This is a genomic window from Pseudomonas sp. GM102 (assembly GCF_000282555.1).
Taxonomy (GTDB): Bacteria; Pseudomonadota; Gammaproteobacteria; order Pseudomonadales; family Pseudomonadaceae; genus Aquipseudomonas.
Map to the genome: position 1 here is coordinate 1 of NZ_AKJB01000005.1, position 22,641 is coordinate 22,641.

At 61.3% G+C, this 22,641-nt stretch carries 10 protein-coding genes; 4 read left to right on the forward strand and 6 right to left on the reverse strand.

Features of this window, described 5'->3' with window-relative positions:
* The 4 genes from PMI18_RS27625 to PMI18_RS27610 all read right to left on the reverse strand — a co-directional run.
* The coding region (locus PMI18_RS27625) for a diaminobutyrate--2-oxoglutarate transaminase family protein (protein WP_007894972.1) at positions 1-940 on the reverse strand (940 nt) is incomplete at its 3' end.
* A gap of 143 nt (positions 941-1,083) precedes the next feature.
* Positions 1,084-1,569 (reverse strand): GNAT family N-acetyltransferase, encoded by a 486-nt coding sequence (locus PMI18_RS27620; RefSeq protein ID WP_007894977.1) that lies wholly within the window; start codon positions 1,567-1,569, stop codon positions 1,084-1,086.
* A 130-nt stretch (positions 1,570-1,699) separates the two neighbouring features.
* The gene (locus PMI18_RS27615; RefSeq protein ID WP_007894978.1) at positions 1,700-3,025 is read right to left on the reverse strand and encodes an ATP-binding protein; all 1,326 of its coding nucleotides are present in this window, start codon (positions 3,023-3,025) and stop codon (positions 1,700-1,702) included.
* A complete protein-coding gene (locus PMI18_RS27610) occupies positions 3,022-3,702 on the reverse strand; it encodes a response regulator (protein ID WP_007894982.1) in 681 nt (226 codons plus the stop codon). The genes PMI18_RS27615 and PMI18_RS27610 overlap by 4 nt, the downstream gene beginning before the upstream one ends.
* A gap of 301 nt (positions 3,703-4,003) precedes the next feature.
* On the opposite strand from PMI18_RS27610, the gene PMI18_RS27605 reads away from it, so the two are divergent.
* The 4 genes from PMI18_RS27605 to dsbG all read left to right on the forward strand — a co-directional run bounded on the left by PMI18_RS27605 (position 4,004) and on the right by dsbG (position 8,154).
* A complete protein-coding gene (locus tag PMI18_RS27605) occupies positions 4,004-4,702 on the forward strand; it encodes a hypothetical protein (protein WP_007894983.1) in 699 nt (232 codons plus the stop codon).
* A gap of 103 nt (positions 4,703-4,805) precedes the next feature.
* Positions 4,806-6,545: a protein-disulfide reductase DsbD gene (gene dsbD, locus PMI18_RS27600; protein WP_007894985.1), complete on the forward strand. Its 1,740-nt coding sequence runs from the start codon at positions 4,806-4,808 to the stop codon at positions 6,543-6,545.
* A complete protein-coding gene (locus tag PMI18_RS27595) occupies positions 6,545-7,411 on the forward strand; it encodes a TlpA disulfide reductase family protein (RefSeq protein ID WP_007894990.1) in 867 nt (288 codons plus the stop codon). Before dsbD ends, PMI18_RS27595 begins: the two co-directional genes overlap by 1 nt.
* Positions 7,387-8,154, forward strand: coding sequence for a thiol:disulfide interchange protein DsbG (dsbG, locus tag PMI18_RS27590; protein ID WP_007894991.1), 768 nt, complete (start codon positions 7,387-7,389; stop codon positions 8,152-8,154). Before PMI18_RS27595 ends, dsbG begins: the two co-directional genes overlap by 25 nt.
* 122 nt (positions 8,155-8,276) lie before the next feature.
* On the opposite strand, the gene PMI18_RS27585 is transcribed toward dsbG, so the two are convergent.
* Both PMI18_RS27585 and PMI18_RS27580 read right to left on the reverse strand, forming a co-directional pair.
* Entirely contained in the window at positions 8,277-9,089 is an 813-nt protein-coding gene (locus PMI18_RS27585; protein ID WP_007894992.1) for an alpha/beta fold hydrolase, read from the reverse strand.
* Between the two features lie 209 nt (positions 9,090-9,298).
* Positions 9,299-22,282 (reverse strand): non-ribosomal peptide synthetase, encoded by a 12,984-nt coding sequence (locus PMI18_RS27580; protein ID WP_007894993.1) that lies wholly within the window; start codon positions 22,280-22,282, stop codon positions 9,299-9,301.
* Positions 22,283-22,641 lie beyond the last annotated feature (359 nt).

A 22,641-nucleotide genomic window follows, 5' to 3' on the forward strand; every position in this document is an offset into this window, starting at 1 on the left:
CCAGCGGCAGGCTGCCGCCGATGGCTTTGGACAGCACCACCACATCCGGAATGATCCCGGCGTGTTCGAAGGCGAACATCTTGCCGGTGCGGGCAAAGCCGCTCTGGATTTCATCGACGATCAGCGCTACGCCGGCCTTCTCGGTGATGCGTCGCAAGCCGCGCAGCCAGTCAAGATCGGCCGGAATCACCCCGCCCTCGCCCTGCACCGCTTCGACGATCACGGCAGCGGGCAATTGCACGCCGGCCTCTGGATCATTCAGCAGGTTTTCCAGGTAATTCAGGTTGACCTGCACCCCCAGCGCGCCGCCGAGCCCGAACGGGCAACGGTAATCGTAGGGATACGGCATGAACTGCACGCCACTGCTGAGCAACGCACCCAACGGTTTTTTCGGCCCCAGGCTGCCCATCAGGCTCAGCGCCCCCTGGCTCATGCCGTGGTAACCGCCCTGGAACGACAACACGGTGCTGCGCCCGGTGGCGGTGCGCACCAGTTTCAGCGCGGCTTCCACCGCATCGGTGCCTGTGGGGCCGCAGAACTGAATTTTGGCTTCAGCGGCCAATTCCTGTGGCAACAGACCGAACAGGTCCTGGACAAACTGATCCTTGACCGGCGTGGTCAGGTCGAGGGTATGCAGCGGCAGTTCATCGGTCAGCACTTGCTGGATCGCTTCGATCACCACCGGGTGGTTGTGCCCCAGGGCCAGGGTCCCCGCACCGGCCAGGCAATCGATGAAACTGCGGCCTTCGACGTCCTCGACATAAATGCCCTTGGCACGCTTGAGTGCCAGGGGAATGCGTCGCGGGTAGCTGCGTGCGTTCGATTCCTGCTGGCTCTGACGGGCCAGCAGCGGCGACTCGTTGAACTGATAAAGCGTCTCGGCTGGCGTCGGGAGGATCCGGGCCGGCTGATCTTCGATAAGGCTGGTAGCGACTGACATCTCTCGATCCCTCAATACGCTGTTGATAGTGACCAAAACTGCACACCGGGCAGGTGCGCGTTCCGGTCACGGGGCGCACTTGCAGGTTTTCCTGTTCTGGAAACGCATCAGGACCTCAAGGATTTAGACCCTCGATCAGCTTTCTATGAAGGTGGTGACAGCGCCTTGTGCATGGGAATGGCGTGGAGTCCCGCCACAGTGAAGGTTTCAGCGCAAGCCCGGTAACCCAGACGGTGGTAAAACGCCTCGCCCGTACGGGTGCTGTTGAGCCGCGCCTGAGGTAAACCGCGTGCGATCAACCACGTCTCGAGGTCCTGCACCAACGCTTGTCCGGCGCCTCGCCGAAACCATTCCGGTTGCACGTAACAAAAAGCGACCTTGCCGCTGAGCGCCGCCATGGCGACGCCGATCGGTTTGTCCTGCAGCAGGGCGATGTTCAGGTACAACCGCGTGTCGGCGAGCCAGGGCTGCACGTGTTCGATGGTTTTGTTATGGGTCCAGGTGGCGACGGTTCGCGGATCGTTGCGGTGATCGAGCGCGCAGCCGACGCGAATAGACCGCTCGACAATGCGACTGATGATGCCGGCGTCGGCAGGCGTTGCCTTGCAGATGTTTATCGATGCATCCATGGCGCTGTTACCTCAATCCATTGAGTCAAAGCTGCCGGGGACGATAACGTTGTGGGAGTCGGGTGGCTAATGGAGAGACGTTACATTTGGTGTGTGATACAGAAACAGTGTGGGGCTTTTGTGTTGTTGGTTAGGCCGGTTGCAGAGGCATGGTCAGTTCGACCCGCAAGCCATCCGGGCGGCTGTCGAAATGCAAGGTGCAGCCGCAGCGCTGGACGATGGCCTGGACAATCGCCAGGCCGAGGCCGCAACCGGTGCTCTGGCCGTTGCGCCAGAAGCGTTGGGTCAGGTGTTGCAGGTCATCTTCGGCAATCCCCGGGCCGTGGTCGCGGACCAAAAAGCGCACGCGATTGTTGGTGGTTTCCAGACTCAGCTCCACGGCCCCATTTCCTGGGGTATGGCGCAGGGCGTTGTCGAGCAAGTTGCGCAATGCGGCAATCGACAGCACCGCGGGCATTTGCAGCGGCGCATCGGAGAATGTGGTCGGCAACTGAAACTTGATCCGCTGACGATCACCGCTGGCCGCATCCTGAATCGCCAGTTTCGCCACCTGCTCGGCGCTGCATTGCACGCCATCATCGAACGACAGACTGCCCTCGACGCGCGCCAGCAGCAGCAATTGTTCAAGCGTGCGGTGAAGTCGGTCAGCGCCCTCCTCGGCCCGGGCCAAGGACTGATCCCGGGCGCTTCCTTCGGTCATGCGCGCCACTTGCAAGTGGGTTTTGATGGCGGTCAGTGGGCTACGCAATTCATGTGCGGCATCACCGGTCAGGCGCCGTTCGCGCTCGATGGTCTTGCCGATGCGCTGGAACAACTGATTCTGGGTTTCCAGCAGCGGCTGCAGTTCGCTGGGCAACGGCTGAATCTGCAACGGCTCCAGTGAATCGGCGCTACGTCGCATCAACGCATCACGCATACGATTGAGCGGTGCCAGCCCCTGACCGATGCCGAGCCACAACAGGCACAAGCAGCCAAGTAGCGCCACGCCGACCGGTACCGACGCCGCCAGCAGAATGGACATGTTCAGCGCTTCGCGCTCGATTTGCCGGTCTGCGGTGGTAATGCGCACATCACCGCGCGCCAGGGTGAAGCTGCGCCAGGGTGCGCCGTCGATCATTTGATCGTGAAAGCCCATTTTTTCGGCTTCCAGGGTTTGTTCGGGGCTACTGTGGCTGCGCGCCAGGATCTCGCCGCGCAACGAGCTGACCTGACAGGCCATGCCGCCAGGGATGCTCAGCTGTTCAGCGCTGAAATGAGTCCCCTCGCCCTTGCTCGGCAACGCCGGCAGTTGCTCCAGCAGCCCGGCCACCATCCGCGCCGACGCCACCAGCCGCTGGTCCAGGGAAAACATCATCTGGTTGCGCAGATCACTGAGCATCCAGGCGGCGGCCAGGGCCCAGATCAGCGCAAACGCGGCGCCGAGGGTCAGGCTCAACCGCAAACGCAGGCTCATCACTTCGATTGCTCTCCACCATCGGCCGGCCCCAGGCGATAGCCCAGGCCGCGCACGGTCTCGACAATACCATTGCCGAGTTTGCGCCGCAGGTGATGGATATGCACGTTGAGGGCGTTACTTTCCAGTTCGTCGTTGAAACCGTAGACGCTGTCTTTCAATTGCTCGGTGGACAGCACCCGGCCACGGTTATGCAGCAAGGCCTGCAACAGTGACTGTTCGCGACGGGAAAGGTCCACCGGCTGACCGCCGAGCATGGTTTCGCGGCTGCTTGGGTCGTAGGTCAGACGGCCGTGTTCGATCAGGTTGACGCTGCGCCCCGCCACCCGCCGCAACAGCGTGTGCAGACGCGCGGCAAGTTCGCGCAGGTCGAACGGTTTGAGCAAGTAGTCGTCGGCGCCCGCTTGCAGGCCGTCGACCCGGTCGGTGACCGAATCCCGCGCGGTGAGGATCAGCACCGGGATTTCCAGGCCATGATGGCGCAATTGCTGCAGCAGCTTCAGGCCGTCTTCATCGGGCAGACCGAGGTCGAGCACCATGACGTCGAACTCCGCGACTTTGAGCATCGCCCGGGCCTTTGATGCGGTGGCGACGTGCTCGACGGTCAGGCCTTGAGCGGTCAACCCGGCAACAATGCCGCTGGCGATCAGCTCATCGTCTTCACAAACCAGTACGTGCATGGGAGCTCCGTGAACAAAAAAGGAGAGTCAAACAGAGAAGGATTAAGCCGCAATTATGGCAAGCCCACAACCGACGAGGCTGGCGGCACTCAATTCGCAGCGCATCTGCACGGTGCCGGTGTCGGACAATCCGCTTTATTAAACATGAAGTTATTGAAATACCCAACTTCCAAAAGAAACAAACATCAACACTCCACAACTATACAATAATAAAACACCCCTCTAACCTGCCCACACACCAAACAAACAATAAAACTTCAATCCTTATCAAAACACATCAACTTCTTAAAGGATTAAAACCATGACAACATTCGAAAACGTTGTTGCCGTCGACTGGCGTTCTGGATACGACCAGATTTACTTCTTCTTCAAAGGCACCAACACGTACTCGCGCTTCAGCATCCGTGAAAATCAAGTTCCAACCAGTTACCCTCTGCCCGTTTCTTGCAATTGGGGAGGTTTTCACAACACACAAAATCTTCGCTTCGGATTCACCACCACAGGCTTCGACACTGACGCGATTGACGGCGACATTTTATGGTTGTTCGATCGTTACGGTTTCGACAAAAACAGCCCATGTGTCCACAAATACGATCAGGATACCGAGACCCTCATCCGTACGTTGCCACTCGAGAAATCACGTTGGCATCAACTGGCCCGATACTTCGATAAAATTATCGCCGGAACATGGTGGCAAACCCGACCTGGACGAGCACATCTGTTTCGTTTCCTGCTGAACAACGGCAAGGCACTTCGCCTTGATTTCGGATACGGTACGATTATCGAGGAAGACATTAACGAAAAGACCTGGCCCGGGCTGTCAGCTTATAAAGATCGAATTATTACCGCCGCGCAAAATGACCGGACCCTAGTGGACAATTACTTATATATCTTTCTGACCAATAACGAATACATCCGGTACAACATCCAGGAAAACAGGGCAGAGTCCGGCCCGATCACCATCGATAATGAGTCCTGGCCAGGGTTGCTACGAGGCTGACAGAGTCGCTGGCGAAGTGGGCACATCCCACCGGCGCGGTTAATCATCGGTTAATCGCCGCCCGCCACTGTGCACCTCACTTGCACAGGGATAAGGCTTACCCATGCGTCGACTGTTTTTATTCTTTGTTCTCTTGATCTCGGGTGTGGCCCAGGCAGGAACGAATCCGTTCGAGACCAAACCCGATTTTCTCCCGGTGGAAAAAGCGTTCATCTTCACCTCCGAGCGTCTTGAATCCGGGGAAACCCAGCTCTATTGGCAAATTGCCGACAATTATTACCTGTATCAGAAACGCCTGAAATTCGACGGTCTGGCCCCGGAGCAGATGCCGGTGCTACCGGAGGGCGAGTCCCACAGCGACGAGTTCTTCGGCGAACAGCAGGTCTATCGCCAGGGTCTGGAGCTGAGGATCCCGGCCGGTGCCACCGGTCAGATCAAAGTGGGCTTCCAGGGCTGCGCAGATGCCGGTTTGTGTTATCCGCCACAAACTCAAGTCGTCGATCTTGGCGCCAGCAATGTCCTTAGCGCGTTTAATGAAGAGGCGCCCGACCAGGCCCTGGCCAGCGGCCTGCAACAACGGGCGCTGGGCTGGAGCCTATTGGTGTTCTTCGGCCTGGGGCTGCTGCTGGCGTTCACGCCTTGCTCGTTGCCGATGCTGCCGATTCTGGCGGGTTTGATCGTTGGCAGCGGTGCCACGCCCAAACGCGGCTTTGCACTGGCTGGCAGCTACGTGATCAGCATGGCGCTGGTGTATGCGGCGATGGGCGTTCTGGCGGCGCTGCTCGGGGCGAACCTTCAGGCGCTGCTGCAAAACCCTTGGTTGCTCGGCAGCTTTGCGGCGGTGTTCGTGTTGCTGGCCTTGCCGATGTTCGGTTTCTTCGAGCTGCAGTTGCCGGTGGCGGTGCGAGATCGGCTGGAACATGTTTCGCGCAATCAGCGCGGTGGCAACCTGATCGGTGCCGGTTTGCTGGGGGCCTTGTCCGGCCTGCTGGTGGGACCGTGCATGACCGCCCCATTGGCCGGCGCCCTGCTCTATATCGCCCAGAGCGGCAATGCGCTGCATGGCGGGCTGATTCTGTTCGCCATGGGCATCGGCATCGGTGTGCCGCTGTTATTGCTGGTGACCGTCGGCAATCGTTTCCTGCCCAAACCCGGCGCCTGGATGAACCTGCTTAAAGGCGTGTTCGGTTTCCTGTTCCTCGCCACCGCGCTGCTGATGCTGCGCCCGGTGCTGGATGAGTCGCTGTGGCTCGGATTGTGCGGCGCGTTGTTGTTGATCGCCGCCTACAGCGCCTGGAAGCAGTCGCAAGGCTTTGGTCGCGTCGCCCATCTGTTCGGCGCCAGTTCATTGCTGTTGGGGCTGTGGGGCAGTCTGCTGGTGGTTGGTGCCGCCGGTGGCAGTGACGACCCGTACCAGCCGCTGCAGGTCTATAGCGTCAGCCGTGACGGCACCGGCGCAAGCCCTGTCAGTCACGACGCCTTCACCACGATCAAGGAACCCGCCATCCTGCAACGCGAACTCGATGCGGCGAAGGCCCAGGGCCAATGGGTGCTGCTGGACTACTACGCCGACTGGTGTGTGTCGTGCAAAGTCATGGAAAAACAGGTCTTCGGCAAACCACAGGTACTGCAAGCGCTCAGCGATGTGCGCTTGCTACGGCTGGACGTCACCGCCGACAATGCCGCCAGCCGTGAACTGCTCGCCCGTTATAAAGTGCCGGGGCCGCCAAGCTTCTTGTGGATCGGCCCCGACGGCGAAGAACGCCGCAGCCAGCGCATCACCGGTGAGGTCGATGCCGGCACCTTCCTGCAGCGCTGGACCACCACCCGAGACGCTCGTTAATGCTGACCTTTACCCTCGGCACCTTTGCCATCGCGCTTAACCACCTGCTGCTGATCAGTGCCCTGGCGCTGGCGACCTTTGTCGGCTGGCGGGTGGCCAAGCGTGGCGGCGAGAACCCGGAGTCGGTGCTGTTCAGCCTGTTCCTGCTGGGCATGCTGGCGGCCCGGGTCGGTTTCGTGATCGCCTACTGGGCGCAGTATCGCAACGATCCGTGGCAGATCATCGACCTGCGCGACGGTGGTTTCCTCGCCTGGCCGGGGGTGGTCGTGTTGTTGCTTGCTGCGTTGTATCGAGGCTGGCGTCGCCCGGGCATGCGCCGGCCGTTGGGCTTTGGCGTGGTCAGTGGCCTGGCGTTCTGGCTGCTGGCGACGTTCTCCCTGAACATTTATGAACAAGGCACACGCCTGCCGCAGATCACCCTGCGCAACGCCGCCGGCCAAACCATACAGCTCAGCGACTACCAGGGCGGTCCGCTGGTCATCAACCTTTGGGCTACATGGTGCCCGCCATGCCGCCGGGAAATGCCGGTGCTGGAAAACGCCCAGCTGCAACGCCCGGACCTGACCTTCCTGTTCGTCAACCAGGCCGAAAGCATGCAGAGCGTCGCCACCTTTCTCGAAACCCAGGGCCTGAGCCTGACCAACGTGCTGTTCGATGGCGGCGGTCGATTGAGCCAGGCGGTGGGTTCCATGGCATTGCCGACTACGCTGTTCTATAGCCCTGACGGGTACCTGTTGGGCAGCCATCTGGGCGAACTCTCTGAAGCCAGCCTGACCCGCGCCCTGGAAAACTTCGACACCCCGAACCCGGCCACCTCGGCCACGCCTTCAAGGAAATTGCCATGCTCCGCCTCCGCCACCTGCTGACGTTGACCCTGGGTGCCGCCCTGCTGCACTTACCGTCGGTACAGGCCGATGAATTGCCTGAAGCGATCAAGAAGATCGAAGCCAAGGGCGCCAAGATCGTCGGCACCTTTGACGCGCCCGACGGCCTGCGCGGTTATGCGGCGCAGTACCAGAACCGTGGCATGGCGCTGTACCTGACCCCGGACGGCAAACATGTACTGCTGGGCAATTTGTACGACGCCGAAGGCAATGACCTGAGCAGCGCGCCGTTGCAAAAACTGGTCTACGCGCCGATGGCCAAGGAAGTCTGGGGCAAGATGGAAGCGAGCAACTGGATCGGTGACGGCAACAAGGATGCACCGCGAATCGTCTATCTGTTCAGTGACCCGAATTGCCCGTACTGCAACATGTTCTGGGAGCAGGCGCGGCCGTGGGTCAAGGCTGGCAAGGTGCAATTGCGGCACATCATGGTCGGCATCATTCGCGAAGACAGCCCGGGCAAATCCGCCGCGCTGCTGGCCGCCAAGGACCCGCAAAAGGCGTTGGCAGACCATGAAAAAGCCGGCAAGGACAGTTCGCTCAAGGCACTGAAAGATGTGCCGCCGGCGATTCAGGCGAAACTCGCGGCGAACATGCAGTTGATGGAAGAACTGGAACTGGCCGCCACCCCGGCAATTTTCTACATGGATGACAACGGCCAGCTGCAACAACAGCAAGGCGCGCCGTCGCCGGAGAAACTGGTGAAGATTCTGGGGCCTAAGTAATCCCCGCCGGCCTCTTCGCGGGCAAGCCTCGCTCCTACAGGACTTGTGTAATTCGCGATTATTGCGAACGACTCGATCGCTGTAGGAGCGAGGCTTGCCCGCGAAGACGTCCGCCTGATCGACTAAATTCTCTCAGCCAAAAACTTCAGCAGTGCATCTGTAACGAACTGCGGATTCTCCAGATTGGAGATATGCCCCGCCTCCGGCACCAGCACATACGGGCAACCGATCAACTCGGCCATTTCTCTGGTTTCCGTCGGTGGTCGCGGTTTGTCCTGATCGCCACACATCAACAGCGTGGTTTCAAGGTTCAGTTCACCCAGGCGCGGCAACAGATCATCACGACCAAAGGTAATCCGCCCCATCGGCACGATGCTTTGACGCAGACGGTCGGCCGGCAGCGCAGCCAGTTTGGCGCGAAAATCCTGATACAGCGCCGACTGCTGATCAATGCCTGGACGGAAGAAGATCGGCACAATAATGTCGAGCAGTTGCGGCGAGATCACACCGCTGTCTTCGATCTGCTGGAACAGCGAGAAATAGTATTGGCGGGTCGGTTCCGGCTCGACGCCGACGTAGGTGTCCATCAGCACCAGACCGTTGAGCCGCTGCGGTGCTGACAGCGCCAGTCGAACGCCCCACATGGCACCGACCGAAAGACCGACCAGCGTGACCTTATGGATGTCCAGATGATCGAGCAATGCCAGGGCCTGGCGTGCCACGTCATCCAGCGACTTGGTGCACTCGGGCATCCGCCCGGATTGGCCATGGCCCCACAGGTCCAGGGCGATGACCCGATAGTGCTGCGACAGCGCCGTAATCTGCGGCGCCCACATGGCTTGGTCCCACAGGTAACTGCCGGCCAGCAGTACCGCAGGGCCTGTGCCTTGATCTATGTAGTGAAGCGCTTGTCCATCAACCGTTACAAAGGGCATCGACTGTCTCCCTAGTGAAATAATATCCATTAAAAAAGCACAGGAAGACTGAGCCGCATGAGGCCCGGCAGTCAACCCGCAGCTTTGTGGTGTCTGTGATGACGCCTTCGCGGGCAAGCCTCGCTCCTACGGTATTGTGTCGATCAATCGACGCGGACCTCGTAGGAGCGAGGCTTGCCCGCGAAGAGGCCATCACCAACGCTAAAGAACTACAGCCCCTCCAACGCCGCCATCAGGTCATTCAACCGATCCACCTTATCTTCGGTAATGTCGCTCGCCGCCAACCCGTCGATGTACTCGGCCAGCTCCGCCACCGTGCTGCACTCGAACATCGCCCGCAGCGGCACGTTGCGTTGCAGGGCTTTTTGCACCCGCGAGGCGATCTGTGTGGCCAGCAGCGAATGCCCGCCGAGCTCGAAGAAGTTGTCACGCACGCCAACCTTCTCGACCTTCAACACCTCGGCCCAAATGTCGGCCAAGGTCTGTTCCAGCTCGTTGCGCGGCGCCTGATAGTCCTGGCTCTGCAACTGGCCAATCTCCAGCGCCGGCAAGGCCTTGCGATCGAGTTTGCCGTTGGCGTTGAGCGGCAGCTTGTCGAGCCACAACCAGTGCAGCGGCACCATGTATTCCGGCAATTCGGCGCGCAGACGTTGCTTGATACGCTCCAGTCGTTCGTTCGGATTCAGCGCCGACTCCGCTGCGACCAGATAGCCGACCAAATGCTTGCCGTTGACGCCTTCCTGCACACCCACCGCCGCGTCGCGAACTTCCGGCTGCTCGTGCAGACGGGCTTCGATTTCACCCAGTTCGATGCGGTAACCGCGGATCTTCACCTGATGGTCGATGCGCCCGACGTATTCCAGCACGCCGTCACTGCGACGTCGGGCCAGGTCGCCGGTGCGATACAGGCGATCCCCCGGTGCGCCGAACGGGTTCGGCACAAACACTTGTGCAGTACGCAACGGATCGCTCACATAGCCGCGCCCCACGCCAATGCCGGCCACGCACAACTCACCCACTGCTCCCAATGGCACCAACTCCAGCGCGCCATCGAGCAGGTACAAACGGTTGTTATCCGTTGGCGTGCCAATCGGCAGATAACTGCCGCGCGTCGAAGCCAGGTCGACGCGGAAGAACGCCACATCGTCCGAGCATTCCGCCGGCCCATAGGCGTTCACCAAACCGATCTGCGGGTAACGCAGCAACCATTGATGCGCCAGCTCCGGCGGCATCGCTTCACCGGTCGGCAGCATCCAGCGCAGGCCATCGAGGCTCATGCGGTCCTGGGCGAGCATGCCCTGAATCAGCGACGGCACGCTTTCCAGCACGGTGATGCCCTGGCTCTGAACGTGAGCCAGCAAGCCTTGCGGATCGTGGGCGATGCTGTTCGGGACGATGTCCACCCGAGCACCGAACAACGGCGCGGCGAGGAACTGCCAGACCGAAATGTCGAAGCTTTGCGAAGCGGTCTGGGCGATCACGTCGGCGTCGCTCAATTTCAGGTACGGCACCTTGCTCAACTGGTTATTGAGCATGCCGCGCTGCTCAACCATCACCCCCTTCGGCAGACCGGTGGAACCCGAAGTGTAAATCACGTAGGCGAGGTTGTCCGGGCCGCTGTAGATGCCCGGATTGGCCACCGAAACATCGCTCGCCTGCACGTCTTCCCAGACCAGCAATCGAGGTCGGTTGGCACAACCGAACTCTTCCAGCAGCGCGACGGCTTGTTCACGACACGCCCGGGTGCAGACCAGCAACGGCGTGCGGCTCAGGTCAATGATCCGGCTCAAGCGCTGACTCGGCAGGCCTGGGTCCAGCGGCAGGTAACCGGCACCGGCCTTGAAGCTGCCGATGATCATGCCCAGCAGATCAAGGTTACGTTCGGCGAGCAGCGCCACCGGTTGATCCAGGCCGACGCCCGCGGCGATCAAGGCATGACCGAGACGGTTACTGCGCTGATTCAGCTCAACGTAGCTGTGTTGCTGATCAAGATAACTGGCGGCAACTCGCTGCGGATGCTCGACAACCTGCGCTTCGAACAATGAGACATAGCTCTGCTCCAGCGGGTACTCGTGTTCGCTCTGGTTGCAGCCATGAATCAGGAAGTCCTGTTCCTCGGTGCCCAGCAGCGGCAGATCGGCCATGTCGCCATGGAAGCCTTCGACCAGCGCCAGCAGCAGGCGCTTGAATTCGCCGAGCATGCGCTCGATCGTGGATTCATCGAAATAACGCTGGTCGTAGGACAGGTGCAAGCCCAGGTCATCGCCCGGATAACACACCGCCGTCAACGGGAAGTTGGTGTGGGTGCGGCCCGAATCCGAGGTCGCGTTGAGGCTCTGCGCACGGTCCAGTACCGAGACTTCCACCGGCGCGTTTTCGAACACGAACAGGCTGTCGAACAGCGGCTGGCCTTTAGGCAGTTCGCTGTTTTCCTGAATGCTCACCAGTGGCAGGTATTCGTACTCGCGCAGCTGCATGTTGCTGTCGAGCAAGCCAGTGAGCCACTGCCGAACGCTGCAACGCTGATCGTCTTCGGGCATTTTCACCCGCAGGGCGATGCTGTTGATGAACAGCCCGACGGTGCGCTGCATCTGCGGCATGTCCACCGGACGCCCGGCCACCGTGACGCCGAACAGCACGTCGCGATCGCCGCTCAAGCGACGCAGCACCAGCGCCCACGCCGCCTGGGCGAAGGTGTTGATGGTCAGCTGATGGGCCTGGGCCAGTTCGCGCAGTTGCGCACCGTCGCGGGCATCGAGTCGGGTATACCGGTCGCCGACGATCATGCCGCCGCTGTCGCCGGCATGTTCACGCAGAAACGGCCGGTCGCTCGGAATCGGTGTGGTGCGCTCGAAACCTCGCAGGTTCTGCTGCCACCACTGCCGCGCTTCGGCCAGGCTCTGGCGTTGCAGCCAGCCGATGTAATCGCGATAACGCGGCGGCACAGCCAGTTGCGCTTCCCGGCCTTCGCCGAGGGCGGTGTAGATCTCGAAGAAATCGTTCATCAGCAGCGAACGGCACCAGGCATCGATGAGGATGTGGTGGTTGCTCATCATGAACCAGTAACGCGCCGCGCCCACGCGGATCAAGCGCAAGTGGAACGGTGCCTGGTTGAGCAAATCGAACCCGGCCTCGCGCTCGTTTTTCAGCAGCACCTGCAACTTCGGTTCTTGCTCGGTTTCGGCAACCGCGCTCCAGTCCAGATATTCGATCGGCGTGCTGCCCGGTTTGTGGATCACCTGCAGCATGTCTTCGCCGACGTTCCAGCAGAACGAGGCGCGCAAGGCTTCGTGACGGGCGATCACCGCTTGCCAGGCCTGAGCGAAACGCTCGGGGTCGAGTTCGCTGTTGATGCGGTAGCGATCCTGCATGTAGTAGAGGCCGGTGCCCGGTTCGAGCAAGGTGTGCAGCAGCATGCCTTCCTGCATCGGGGTCAGCGGGTAGACGTCTTCAATCATCGCCGCTGGCACTGGCAATGCGTCGAGTTGCGGCTGAGTCAGTCTGGCCAGCGGGAAGTCCGACGGCGTCAGGCCGCCCGCGTTGTCGCTCAGGCAATGCTGGATCAGGCTGTGCAATTCGCCCAGATACGCCTCTGCCAGTTCGGTGATGGTTTGCCGGTCGTGGCGTTCGGCGCTGAAGGTCCAGCGCAACACCAACTCACCGCCATACACCTGACTGTCGATGCTCAGCTCGTTAGGCAGCGGCGCGTGTGGATCGTGGGCCGCGCCCACCGGTTCATCGAGCGGCCGGAACAGCGCATCACTGCCGAAACTCTGGTCGAACTGCCCCAGGTAGTTGAAGGTGATCGGCGCCACCGGCAACGCAGCCATGGTCTGACGGCACAGGCCATCGGCCAGATAACGCAGCACGCCATAACCCAAACCTTTGTGCGGTACCGCGCGCAGTTGCTCCTTGATCGCTTTGATCGAGGCACCCTGTTCACTCACGGGTGTGAGGCGCAGCGGATAGGCGCTGGTGAACCAGCCAACGGTGCGGGTCAGGTCGATCTCGTCGAACAGAGTTTCGCGACCATGGCCTTCGAGTTGAATCAACGCCGATTCGTGACCGCTCCAGCGGCACAGCACACGGGCCAATGCGGTCAGCAGCAGGTCATTGACCTGGGTGCGATAGGCCGTCGGCACCTGTTGCAGCAGTTGACGGGTGCGCTCGCTGTCGAGGCGCACGCTGACGGTTTGCGCGTGACGATTCTCCTGCCCACCCTGAGGCCGATCACAGGGCAGTTCAGCGCTTGGGCCGGCCAGTTGCGTCTGCCACCAGCTCAATTCTTCACGCAGGGATTCGCTACCAGCATATGCCTGCAAGCGTGCGGCCCAGTCCTTGAAAGCACTGGTTTTCGACGGCAGTTTTACCGACTGTCGAGACTCCAGTTGCCGATAAACCGTTTGCAGATCGTCCAGCAGCACTCGCCACGACACCCCGTCCACCACCAGGTGGTGAATGGCAATGAACAGCCGTTGTTGCCCCTCAGGATCATCCACCAGCAGTGCCCGCATCAGCGGCCCTTGCTCAAGGTCGAGGCTGCGCTGGGCATCGGCGAACAGCGCCACGCATTTGTCTATGGCCGGCACTTTCACCTGCCACAGCACGGCAACGTCGGAGACCGTCTGGTGCTCGGCCTGCCAATGGCCGTCAACCTCGGTGAAACGTAACCGCAAGGCGTCGTGCTGTTCGATCACCGCCAGCAGCGCTTGCTCCAGGCGATGCGGGTCGAGCGCCACGGTCGGCTCCAGCAGCAACGCCTGGTTCCAGTGTTGACGCTGTGGAATGTCGGTATCGAAGAACCAATGCTGAATCGGCGTCAGACGCGATTCACCGCTCAGCAGACCTTGCTCGGCGGTGACCTGCTCGGTGCGGGTTGCGACGGCGGCCAGCGTCTGCACGGTTTGGTGCTGGAACAGGTCACGCGGGCTGAAGTGGATGCCCTGCTGCCGCGCACGGCTGACCACCTGGATCGACAGAATCGAATCGCCGCCCAGTTCGAAGAAGTTGTCGTTGAGGCCGACCTGCTGGACGTTCAGCACTTCACACCAGATGCCGGCCAGGGTCAGCTCGAGTTCATTGCTCGGCGCCACGTACTGCTGACGATTCAACTCCGGGTCCGGGGCCGGCAGTGCGCGACGATCGAGTTTGCCGTTGGCGGTCAGCGGCATGCTGGCCAGCAGGATCAAGTGCGTCGGCACCATGTAATCCGGCAACTGAGATTTGAGGTGCGCCTTCAATGCTTCGCGCAATGCAGTTTGTTGCGCTTCATCCTGTTCGGCGACGTGGGTAACCAGATAGCCGACCAATTGCTTGCCGCTCGGCGCATCGAGGGCCAGCACCACCGCTTCACGCACGGATTCGTGTTCCAGCAAACGGGTTTCGATCTCGCCCAGTTCGATGCGGAAACCACGGATCTTCACTTGATGGTCGATGCGGCCGAGGTACTCGACCAAACCATCGGCACGCTGACGAACAAGGTCGCCGGTGCGATACAGACGCCCGCCGTTCGCTGCAAAAGGATCGGCGACAAACCGTTCGGCAGTCATGCCCGGACGCTGGTGATACCCCTGCGCCAGACCGGCGCCGCCGACGTACAACTCGCCCGTCGCGCCTTGCGGCACCAGCGCCAGATCGGCGTCGAGGATGTAGGCGACGCGGGCGCCAATAACACTGCCGATCGGCACGCTGCCCAGCCCTTCTTCCAGCTGCTCCGGCGCGAGGCTGGCGAGCGGCATGACCACGGTTTCAGTCGGGCCATAAGCGTTGAAAAACAGGCTCGGCTTGAACGCCGCGCGAATCCGTTGCAAGTGTTCGCCGGTCAACGCCTCGCCACCGGTGATGCACATGCGCACCGGCAGGGTTTCGCCCTGGGTCGCCAGCCATTGCGCCAACTGGCTGCCGTAGCTTGGGGTGAAACCAAGAATATTGATGCTGTGCCGACGAATCAGCCCGCAGATTTCTTGCGCATCCCACTGGCCTTGCGCACGCAGGACAACCTGCGCACCGCTCAACAGCGGCACCAGCAGACGCTCGGTAGCAGCATCGAAGTTGATCGAGTAGAAGTGCAATTCGCAGTCGTCCGAACGCATGCCGAAGCGTTCGATCACGGCGCGGCAATGCATGGCGATTTCACCGTGGGACACCACCACGCCTTTCGGTTTGCCGGTGGAGCCCGAGGTGTAAATCAGGTACGCCTGGTGCTGCGGCAGGCTGATAAACGGCAGCTCAGTGGCCGGGTAGTTGGCCAGTGCAGCGGCATCTTCTTCCAGGCACCAGCGACCGACGCTGGCCGGCAACTCGCCGAGCGCGGCGAACATCGCCGCATCGCTGAGCAGCAAACCGATGCCGCTGTCTGCGATCATGTAGTGCAAGCGATCCAGCGGGTATTCCGGGTCCAGCGGCACATAGGCGCCGCCCGCCTTGAGAATTGCCAGCAGGCCGACGACCATCTCCAGCGAACGCTCCAGCGCCAAACCGACCCGCACCTGTGGCCCGACTCCGCGCTCGCGCAGCATCCGGGCCAGACGATTGACGCGACTGTCGAGCTCGGCGTAGCTCAGGGTTTGCCCGGCGAACGTCAAGGCCGGCGCGTCCTTGCGCACCAACGCCTGTTCGCTGAACAGGTGATGGATGCATTGATCGAGGCGATGCTCGCCCGGCTCAATGCCAAGGCTGTCGAGCAGGTTTTGCTGTTCAGTGGCTTCCAGCAATGGCAGTTCGCTGAGGCGTTGTTGCGGGTCGCTCAGCAACGCTTCCAGCAGATTGCGCCAGTGCCCGGCCATGCGCGCAATGCGCGGCTCGTCGAACAAATCGGTGCTGTAGGTCAGGCAGCAACCGAGGCGATGGTCGAGGTCGGTGACTTCCAGATTGAGGTCGAACTTGGTCGCTCGCGCATCGTTGGCCAGGTACTCGACCGTCATCCCGGCCAGGGTCCGGCTCTGCTGGAATTCCCAGCGCTGCACATTGCACATCACTTGGAACAGCGGGTTGTAAGCCGCACTGCGCGGTGGCTGCAAGGCTTCCACCAGATGATCGAACGGCAGGTCCTGATGGGACTGGCCTTCGATTACGGTATGGCGAACCTGCTCGAACAACTCGCCGACAGACATCTGCCCGTCGAGCTGGCAACGCAGCACTTGGGTGTTGAGGAATGCGCCGATCAGCCCTTCGCTTTCCGGGCGAATGCGGTTGGCCACCGGCGCACCGATGCGCAGATCGGTCTGGCCACTGTAGCGGTAAAGCAGCACCGCCAGGGCGGCAGTCATGGTCATGAACAGGGTCAGACCGTTGTGTGCGTTGAAGGCACGGACCCGCGCCGCGAGATCATCGCTGAGGTCAAAGCGGAACAGTTCGCCCTGATGGCTTTGTACCGGCGGACGCGGACGATCGGCCGGCAATTCCAGCAGCGGATGTTCGCGGCCCAGTTGCGCGGTCCAGTAATCGAGCTGGCGCTGACGTTCGCCGGACTCCAGCCACTGACGCTGCCACACGCTGTAATCCAGGTACTGCACCGGCAGCGGTTGCAGCGGCGAATCGCGATCATCGACGAACGCTTCGTAGAGCGCGCTCAATTCCCGGGCAAAAATGTCCATCGCCCAACCTTCGGTGACGATGTGATGCAGGGTCAGGACGAAGTAATGTTCCTGCTCGGCAGTCTTGACCAGGCAAGCACGCAGCAGCGGTCCGGTTTCCAGATCGAAAGGTTTATGGGCTTCGTCATCGGCCAGTTGCTGTACCCGTTGTTCACGGGTGTCGACTGCCAGTGCGGAAAAATCCTTCCAGTCCATGCGCAGGCCGGTGTCCGGATGAACCTGTTGCCGGGCCACGCCGTAGATGCTCGGGAACGTCGTACGCAGGGTTTCGTGACGGATGATCAACGCTTGCAGCGCCGCTTCGAAACGACCGACATCCAGCACGCCGCGCAACCGCGCCATGCCGCCGACGTTGTAGGCCGGGCTGTCCGGTTCCATCTGCCAGAGGAACCACATCCGTTGCTGGGAATAGGACAACGGCACCGATTGGCTGCGGTCGACCTTCTCGATCGGTGGCTGTTTGTTGGTTTCGCCGCTGGCCTGGATCAAGCGAACCTGCTCGGCAAAAGCGCCCAGTTCGCGGTTCTCGAACAACATGCGCAGCGGTAACTCGACGTCGCAGGCCTGGCGGGTGCGGGAGATGATTTGGGTGGCCAACAGCGAATGGCCGCCGAGGGCGAAGAAGTCATCGCGCAAACCGATCTGCGATTGACCCAGCACTTCACGCCAGATGCCGGCGATTTGTTGCTCAAGGGCAGTGACGGGTTCGACGTGCTCACGGACTTGCCACTGAGGTTCCGGCAAGGCGCGGCGATCGAGTTTGCCGCTTGGGCTCAGGGGCATTTCATCCAGACGCATGAGTTGCGCCGGGACCATGTATTCCGGCAGCTCGGCGGCCAGCGCGGTTTTCAGGCGGGTGGTTTGAGCATCGAGGGTTTCGCTGGTTTCAGTGGCGGTGTAGTAACCGATCAACTGCCCGCCGGCCGCCGTTTCGCGCACCAGCACCACCGCTTGGGCGACTCCAGACTGCGCCAACAGACACGCCTCGATTTCTTCCGGCTCGACACGAAAACCACGCAGTTTGACTTGCTGATCGAGACGTCCGAGGTATTCGATCACGCCATCAGCGGTCCAGCGCGCACGATCACCGGTGCGGTACAGACGTGCGCCCTGCTGGCCCAGCGGATCGACCACAAAGCGTTCCGCAGTCAGACCTGGGCGACCCAGATAGCCACGGGCCAAACCGATACCGCTGATGCACAGTTCACCCGGCACACCGACCGGTACCGGATTGAGGTCGCTGTCGAGTACTCGGCACAGCACGTTGCCCAATGGCCGGCCAATCGGCGAGCGCTCGCCATCGGCCGTTGTGCAATGCCAATGGGTGACGTTGATCGCCGTTTCGGTCGGGCCATAGCGATTGTGCAGTTGCACTGCCGGCAAGTGTTCCAGCACGCGATTGCGCAGTTCGGCGGGCAAGGCTTCGCCGCCGGAGAACAGTCGGCGCAGGCTGGTGCATTCGGCGCTGAGCGGTTCATCGATGAACAACGCAAGCAGTGGCGGAACAAAGTGCAGCGTGGTCACGCCGTACTGCTGAACAAGCTGCGCGATGCGATGCGGATCACGGTGTTCACCGGGGCCGGCGATCAGCAGGCGGCACCCGGTGATCAGCGGCCAGAAGCACTCCCACACCGACACGTCGAAGCTGATTGGCGCTTTTTGCATCAGCACATCGGTTTCGTTCAGACGGTAGGAGGCTTGCATCCATTGCAGCCGTTCAGCGAGGGCAGCATGAGTGTTGCCAACGCCCTTCGGCTGACCGGTGGAACCCGAGGTGTAAATCACGTAGGCCAGGTTGTCGCCGTGCAGGTGCAGACCGGGCGCATGGCTTGGCCAGTTCTCCAGATGCAGGGCGTCCATGGCGATCACGCTGACGCCGTCGGTAGCCGGCAGTCGGTCGAGCAACCCGGTTTGGGTCAGCAGCAACTCAACGCCACTGTCGCTGAGCATGTAGGCCAGGCGCTCGGCCGGGTAATCCGGGTCCAGCGGCACATAAGCGCCACCGGCCTTGATGATCGCCAGCAAGCCAATCAGCAACTGCGGCGAACGCTCGGCGGCGATGGCCACGCACACGTCCGGGCCGACGCCTTTGTCGCGCAGGTAATGCGCCAGGCGGTTGGCCTGCGCGTGCAGTTCGGCGAAGTCCAGGCTGCCGCCGTCCCATAGCAGCGCGGTGCGTTCCGGGGTCTGGCGCGCTTGTTCGTTGAGCAACTCAGGCAGCCATTGACTGGCCGGTGTGCACGGTGCGGCGCTCCAGGCGGATTGCCGATCGTGCTCACTCGGGGTCAGCAGCTGCAGGTCGCCGATGGCGGTCGTCGGTTGTTCGCAGATGGCTCGCAGCAGGTTGCTGAAATGCTCGGCCAGGCGCTCGATGGTCGCGGCGTCGAACAGCTCGCTGGCGTAGTCGAACGACAGGCTCAAGCGCCCGTTGCGGTCTTCTTCGCTGTGCAATTGCAGGTCGAACTTGGCTTCGCGACTGTGCCACGGCAGCTCTTCGGCGAGCAGTCCCGGCAAGCGACGCAGCGCACTGAGATCCCGTTGTTGGTGGTTGAACATGACCTGGAACAGACCTTGTTCGCGGGCCTGCGGGAAAGCTTCGAGCAGTTGTTCAAACGGCAAATCCTGATTCGCTTGCGCGCCCAACGCGGCTTGACGGGTTTGCGCCAGCAACTCAACGAACGGCAGTCGCGAATCCACCTCGGCGCGCAGCACCTGGGTGTTGATGAAGAAGCCGATCAACCCTTGGGTTTCCAAGCGGGGACGGTTGGCATTCGGCACGCCGATGCGGATGTCGCGTTGACCGCTGTAACGGTACAGCAGGCTCTGGAATGCCGCGAGCAGCAGCATGAACGGCGTCGACTCATGAGCCTGGGCGGTCTGGCGAATGGCATCACTCAGGCTCGCATCCAAACGCAGCGTATGACGGGCGGCGCTGTGAGTGTGTTGCGCCGAGCGCGGATGATCGGTGGCCAGGCTCAGGGTCGGATGCTCATCACCCAACTGTTCTTTCCAGTAAGCGAGTTGACGCTCGCCCTCCCCTTGCGCCAACCACTGGCGCTGCCAACTGCCGTAGTCGGCGTATTGCGCCAGCAACGCTGGAAGGCTGACGGTTTGGCCTTGAGAGCTTGCCGCGTACAGGCGCGAGAATTCATCGATCAGCACGTTCATCGACCAGCCGTCGGCGATGATGTGGTGCATCGTCACCAGCAGTTGATGGTCCTCATCGCCGAGGCGCACCAGGGTCACCCACAGCAGCGGGCCTTTTTCCAGATCGAACTGTGTACGGGCTTCGTCCTCGCGGATTTGCTGAGCGCGGGCTTCACGCTCGGCGGCTGGCAGGTCGCTGATGTCGATCACTTGCAGGTTGAATTCGCCGGCAGCAATGACCTGTTGCAGGGCTACGCCATCACGCTCGAAAAACCGTGTGCGCAGGGATTCGTGACGCTCGATCAGTTGCTGAAAACTGCCGCGCAAGGCGTCTTCGTCCAGTTCGCCGCGCAGGTGCAAGGCACCGGGAATGTTGTAGGCGCTGCTCTGAGGGTCGAGTTGCCAGGTGATCCACAGACGGATTTGTGCCAGGGATTGCGGCATGGCGTCACTGCGCGCCAGCGTGGTGATCGCACCTTGAGCCTGGCCGCCATCCTGTTGTTGCCGGGCGATCGCCGCAGCAAACGCGCCAAGGGTCGGCGCTTCGAACAACAGGCGCAGATTCAGCTCCAGCCCCAACGCTTCACGCAGGCGTGCGACCACTTGAGTGGCGGCGATGGAGTTGCCGCCGAGCAGGAAGAAATGGTCATCGGCACTGACCTGCTTGACCTGCAATTGCTCGCACCAGATCTGGCCGATCAAAGTTTGCAGCTCAGAGCCCGATTCAGTTTCAGATGGGTTTGCGATATCTGCCGACGGGAATAGCGCATAGCTGTCGAGGCTGCCATCGGCCAGGCGATTGCGGCACGCCGAGCGTTGCAACTTGCCGCTGGACGTCTTCGGCAGCGCCCCCGGATTGAGCAATACCACCACACTCGGCGCTTGCTGATACGCCTCGGCCACCGCTTGACGGATGGCTTTGATCAGCGCCTCGGGCGGCAGGATTTTCTGCACGCTGCGGCTGATTTCCGCAGCGATGCCGATGCCTTCCTGACCCTCGATGTTGACTGCAAATGCGGCCACGCGACCTTTGCGCACCACCTCCACTTCACGCTCGATGGTCTGCTCGATGTCCTGCGGATAAAGGTTGTGACCGCGAACGATCAGCATGTCTTTCAGGCGCCCGGTGATGAACAACTCACCGTCACGCAAAAAGCCCAGGTCGCCGGTGCGCAGCCAGGTGCGGCCGGCGTGCTGGACGAATGTCTTGGCCGTGGCTTCAGGGTTGCGCCAGTAGCCATGGGCGATGCTCGGCCCGGTGGCCCAGACTTCACCGATCGCGTCGTCGGCGAGTTCTTCGAGCGATACGGAATCGACAATCAGTACCGCGTGATCCGGCTGGCTGATGCCGCAACTCATGATCGGACTGCCATCGCCCGGCTCGGCACGGTTCTGCGCCAAGGCCTGATCATCCACACGCAACGACGGAATGCCCTGGCCACGTGGGCTACCGGCAACGAACAGCGTGGCTTCCGCCAAGCCGTAAGAGGCCATGAAACTGTCCGAGGTAAAGCCACAGGCCGCGAACTTCTCGGCGAAGCGTTCCAGGGTGTCGAGGCGAATCGGTTCAGAACCGGAATACGCCACGCGCCAGCCACTCAGGTCGAGGCGTTCCAGCGCCGATTCGCTGACCCGTTCGCTGCACAGTCGGTAGGCGAAGTCCGGCCCGCCGCTGATGGTGCCGCCGTATTCGCTGATCGCTTCCAGCCAGCGCAATGGCCGGCCGAGAAAGTATGCCGGCGACATCAATACGCACGGCACGCCGCTGAAAATCGGCTGCAACAGTCCGCCGATCAAGCCCATGTCGTGGTACAGCGGCAGCCAACTGACGATCACGTCGTCGGGGTTCAGATCGATGCCGAATCCGTGGCGAATCAGCAGTTCGTTGGCCACCAGGTTGCCGTGACTGACTTGCACGCCTTTAGGCAACGCGGTGGAACCGGAGGTGTATTGCAGGAAGGCGATGTGATCGCCTTGCAAGTCCGGCGCAACCCAATGCTCGGCCAGGGCGCTGTCGAGGGTGTCGACACACAGCAGCGGCGGCGCCTCGTTGATTTGCAGCAACGCGTCGCGCAGGTCGGCGCTGGTCAATAGCAAGCGTGGTTCGGCATCGCTAATGATCGACAGCAGACGTTCCTGGTGATGACGACGAGTCGATTCAGGCGGATAGGCTGGCACCGCAATTACACCTGCGTACAGGCAGCCAAAAAACGCCGCGACGTAATCCGGGCCGCTGGGAAACAGCAATACCGCGCGATCGCCGAACGACGCCTGGGCCTGCAACGCACCGGCAATGGTTCGCGCCCGTTGGTCGAGCTCACGATAACTGAGCACCACAGCCTGATCCTGGGTTTCGGCGAGAAAACGCAAGGCCACCCGGTCCGGCGTCAGGGCCGCGCGGCGCTGAAGGGCTTGGACCAGTGTGCTAGGGAGTTCGAACGCGTCGGTCATGAGGTTTCCTGCCTGAATTCGGCTTGCAAGTGGAATCGGTTTTCGTACGTCACACCCGTTCATGGGCATGCAGGACGCGGTCTTCGCCGACCGCGCAAGGCTTGGGAATGCTGTTTTGGCCGGGGCTTGCGCCCGGAACCATTCACCAATGAGAACGGATGAAGTCTTGAAATAATTAGTCGCCAGGCTTGAGCGCCAGCAGGCTTGCGGTCAGTAGGTGAGTCAGCGTGTCGCAGTTCGCACTCCGCTCTTTCCATGAGCATTAATTCTCTTTCTCAATTGACAATCATTATCATTCAGAATAATTTGTCGCTCGATGTGTAGGACGACTCCGATCCCCCTGTCGTCCCACGACCCCA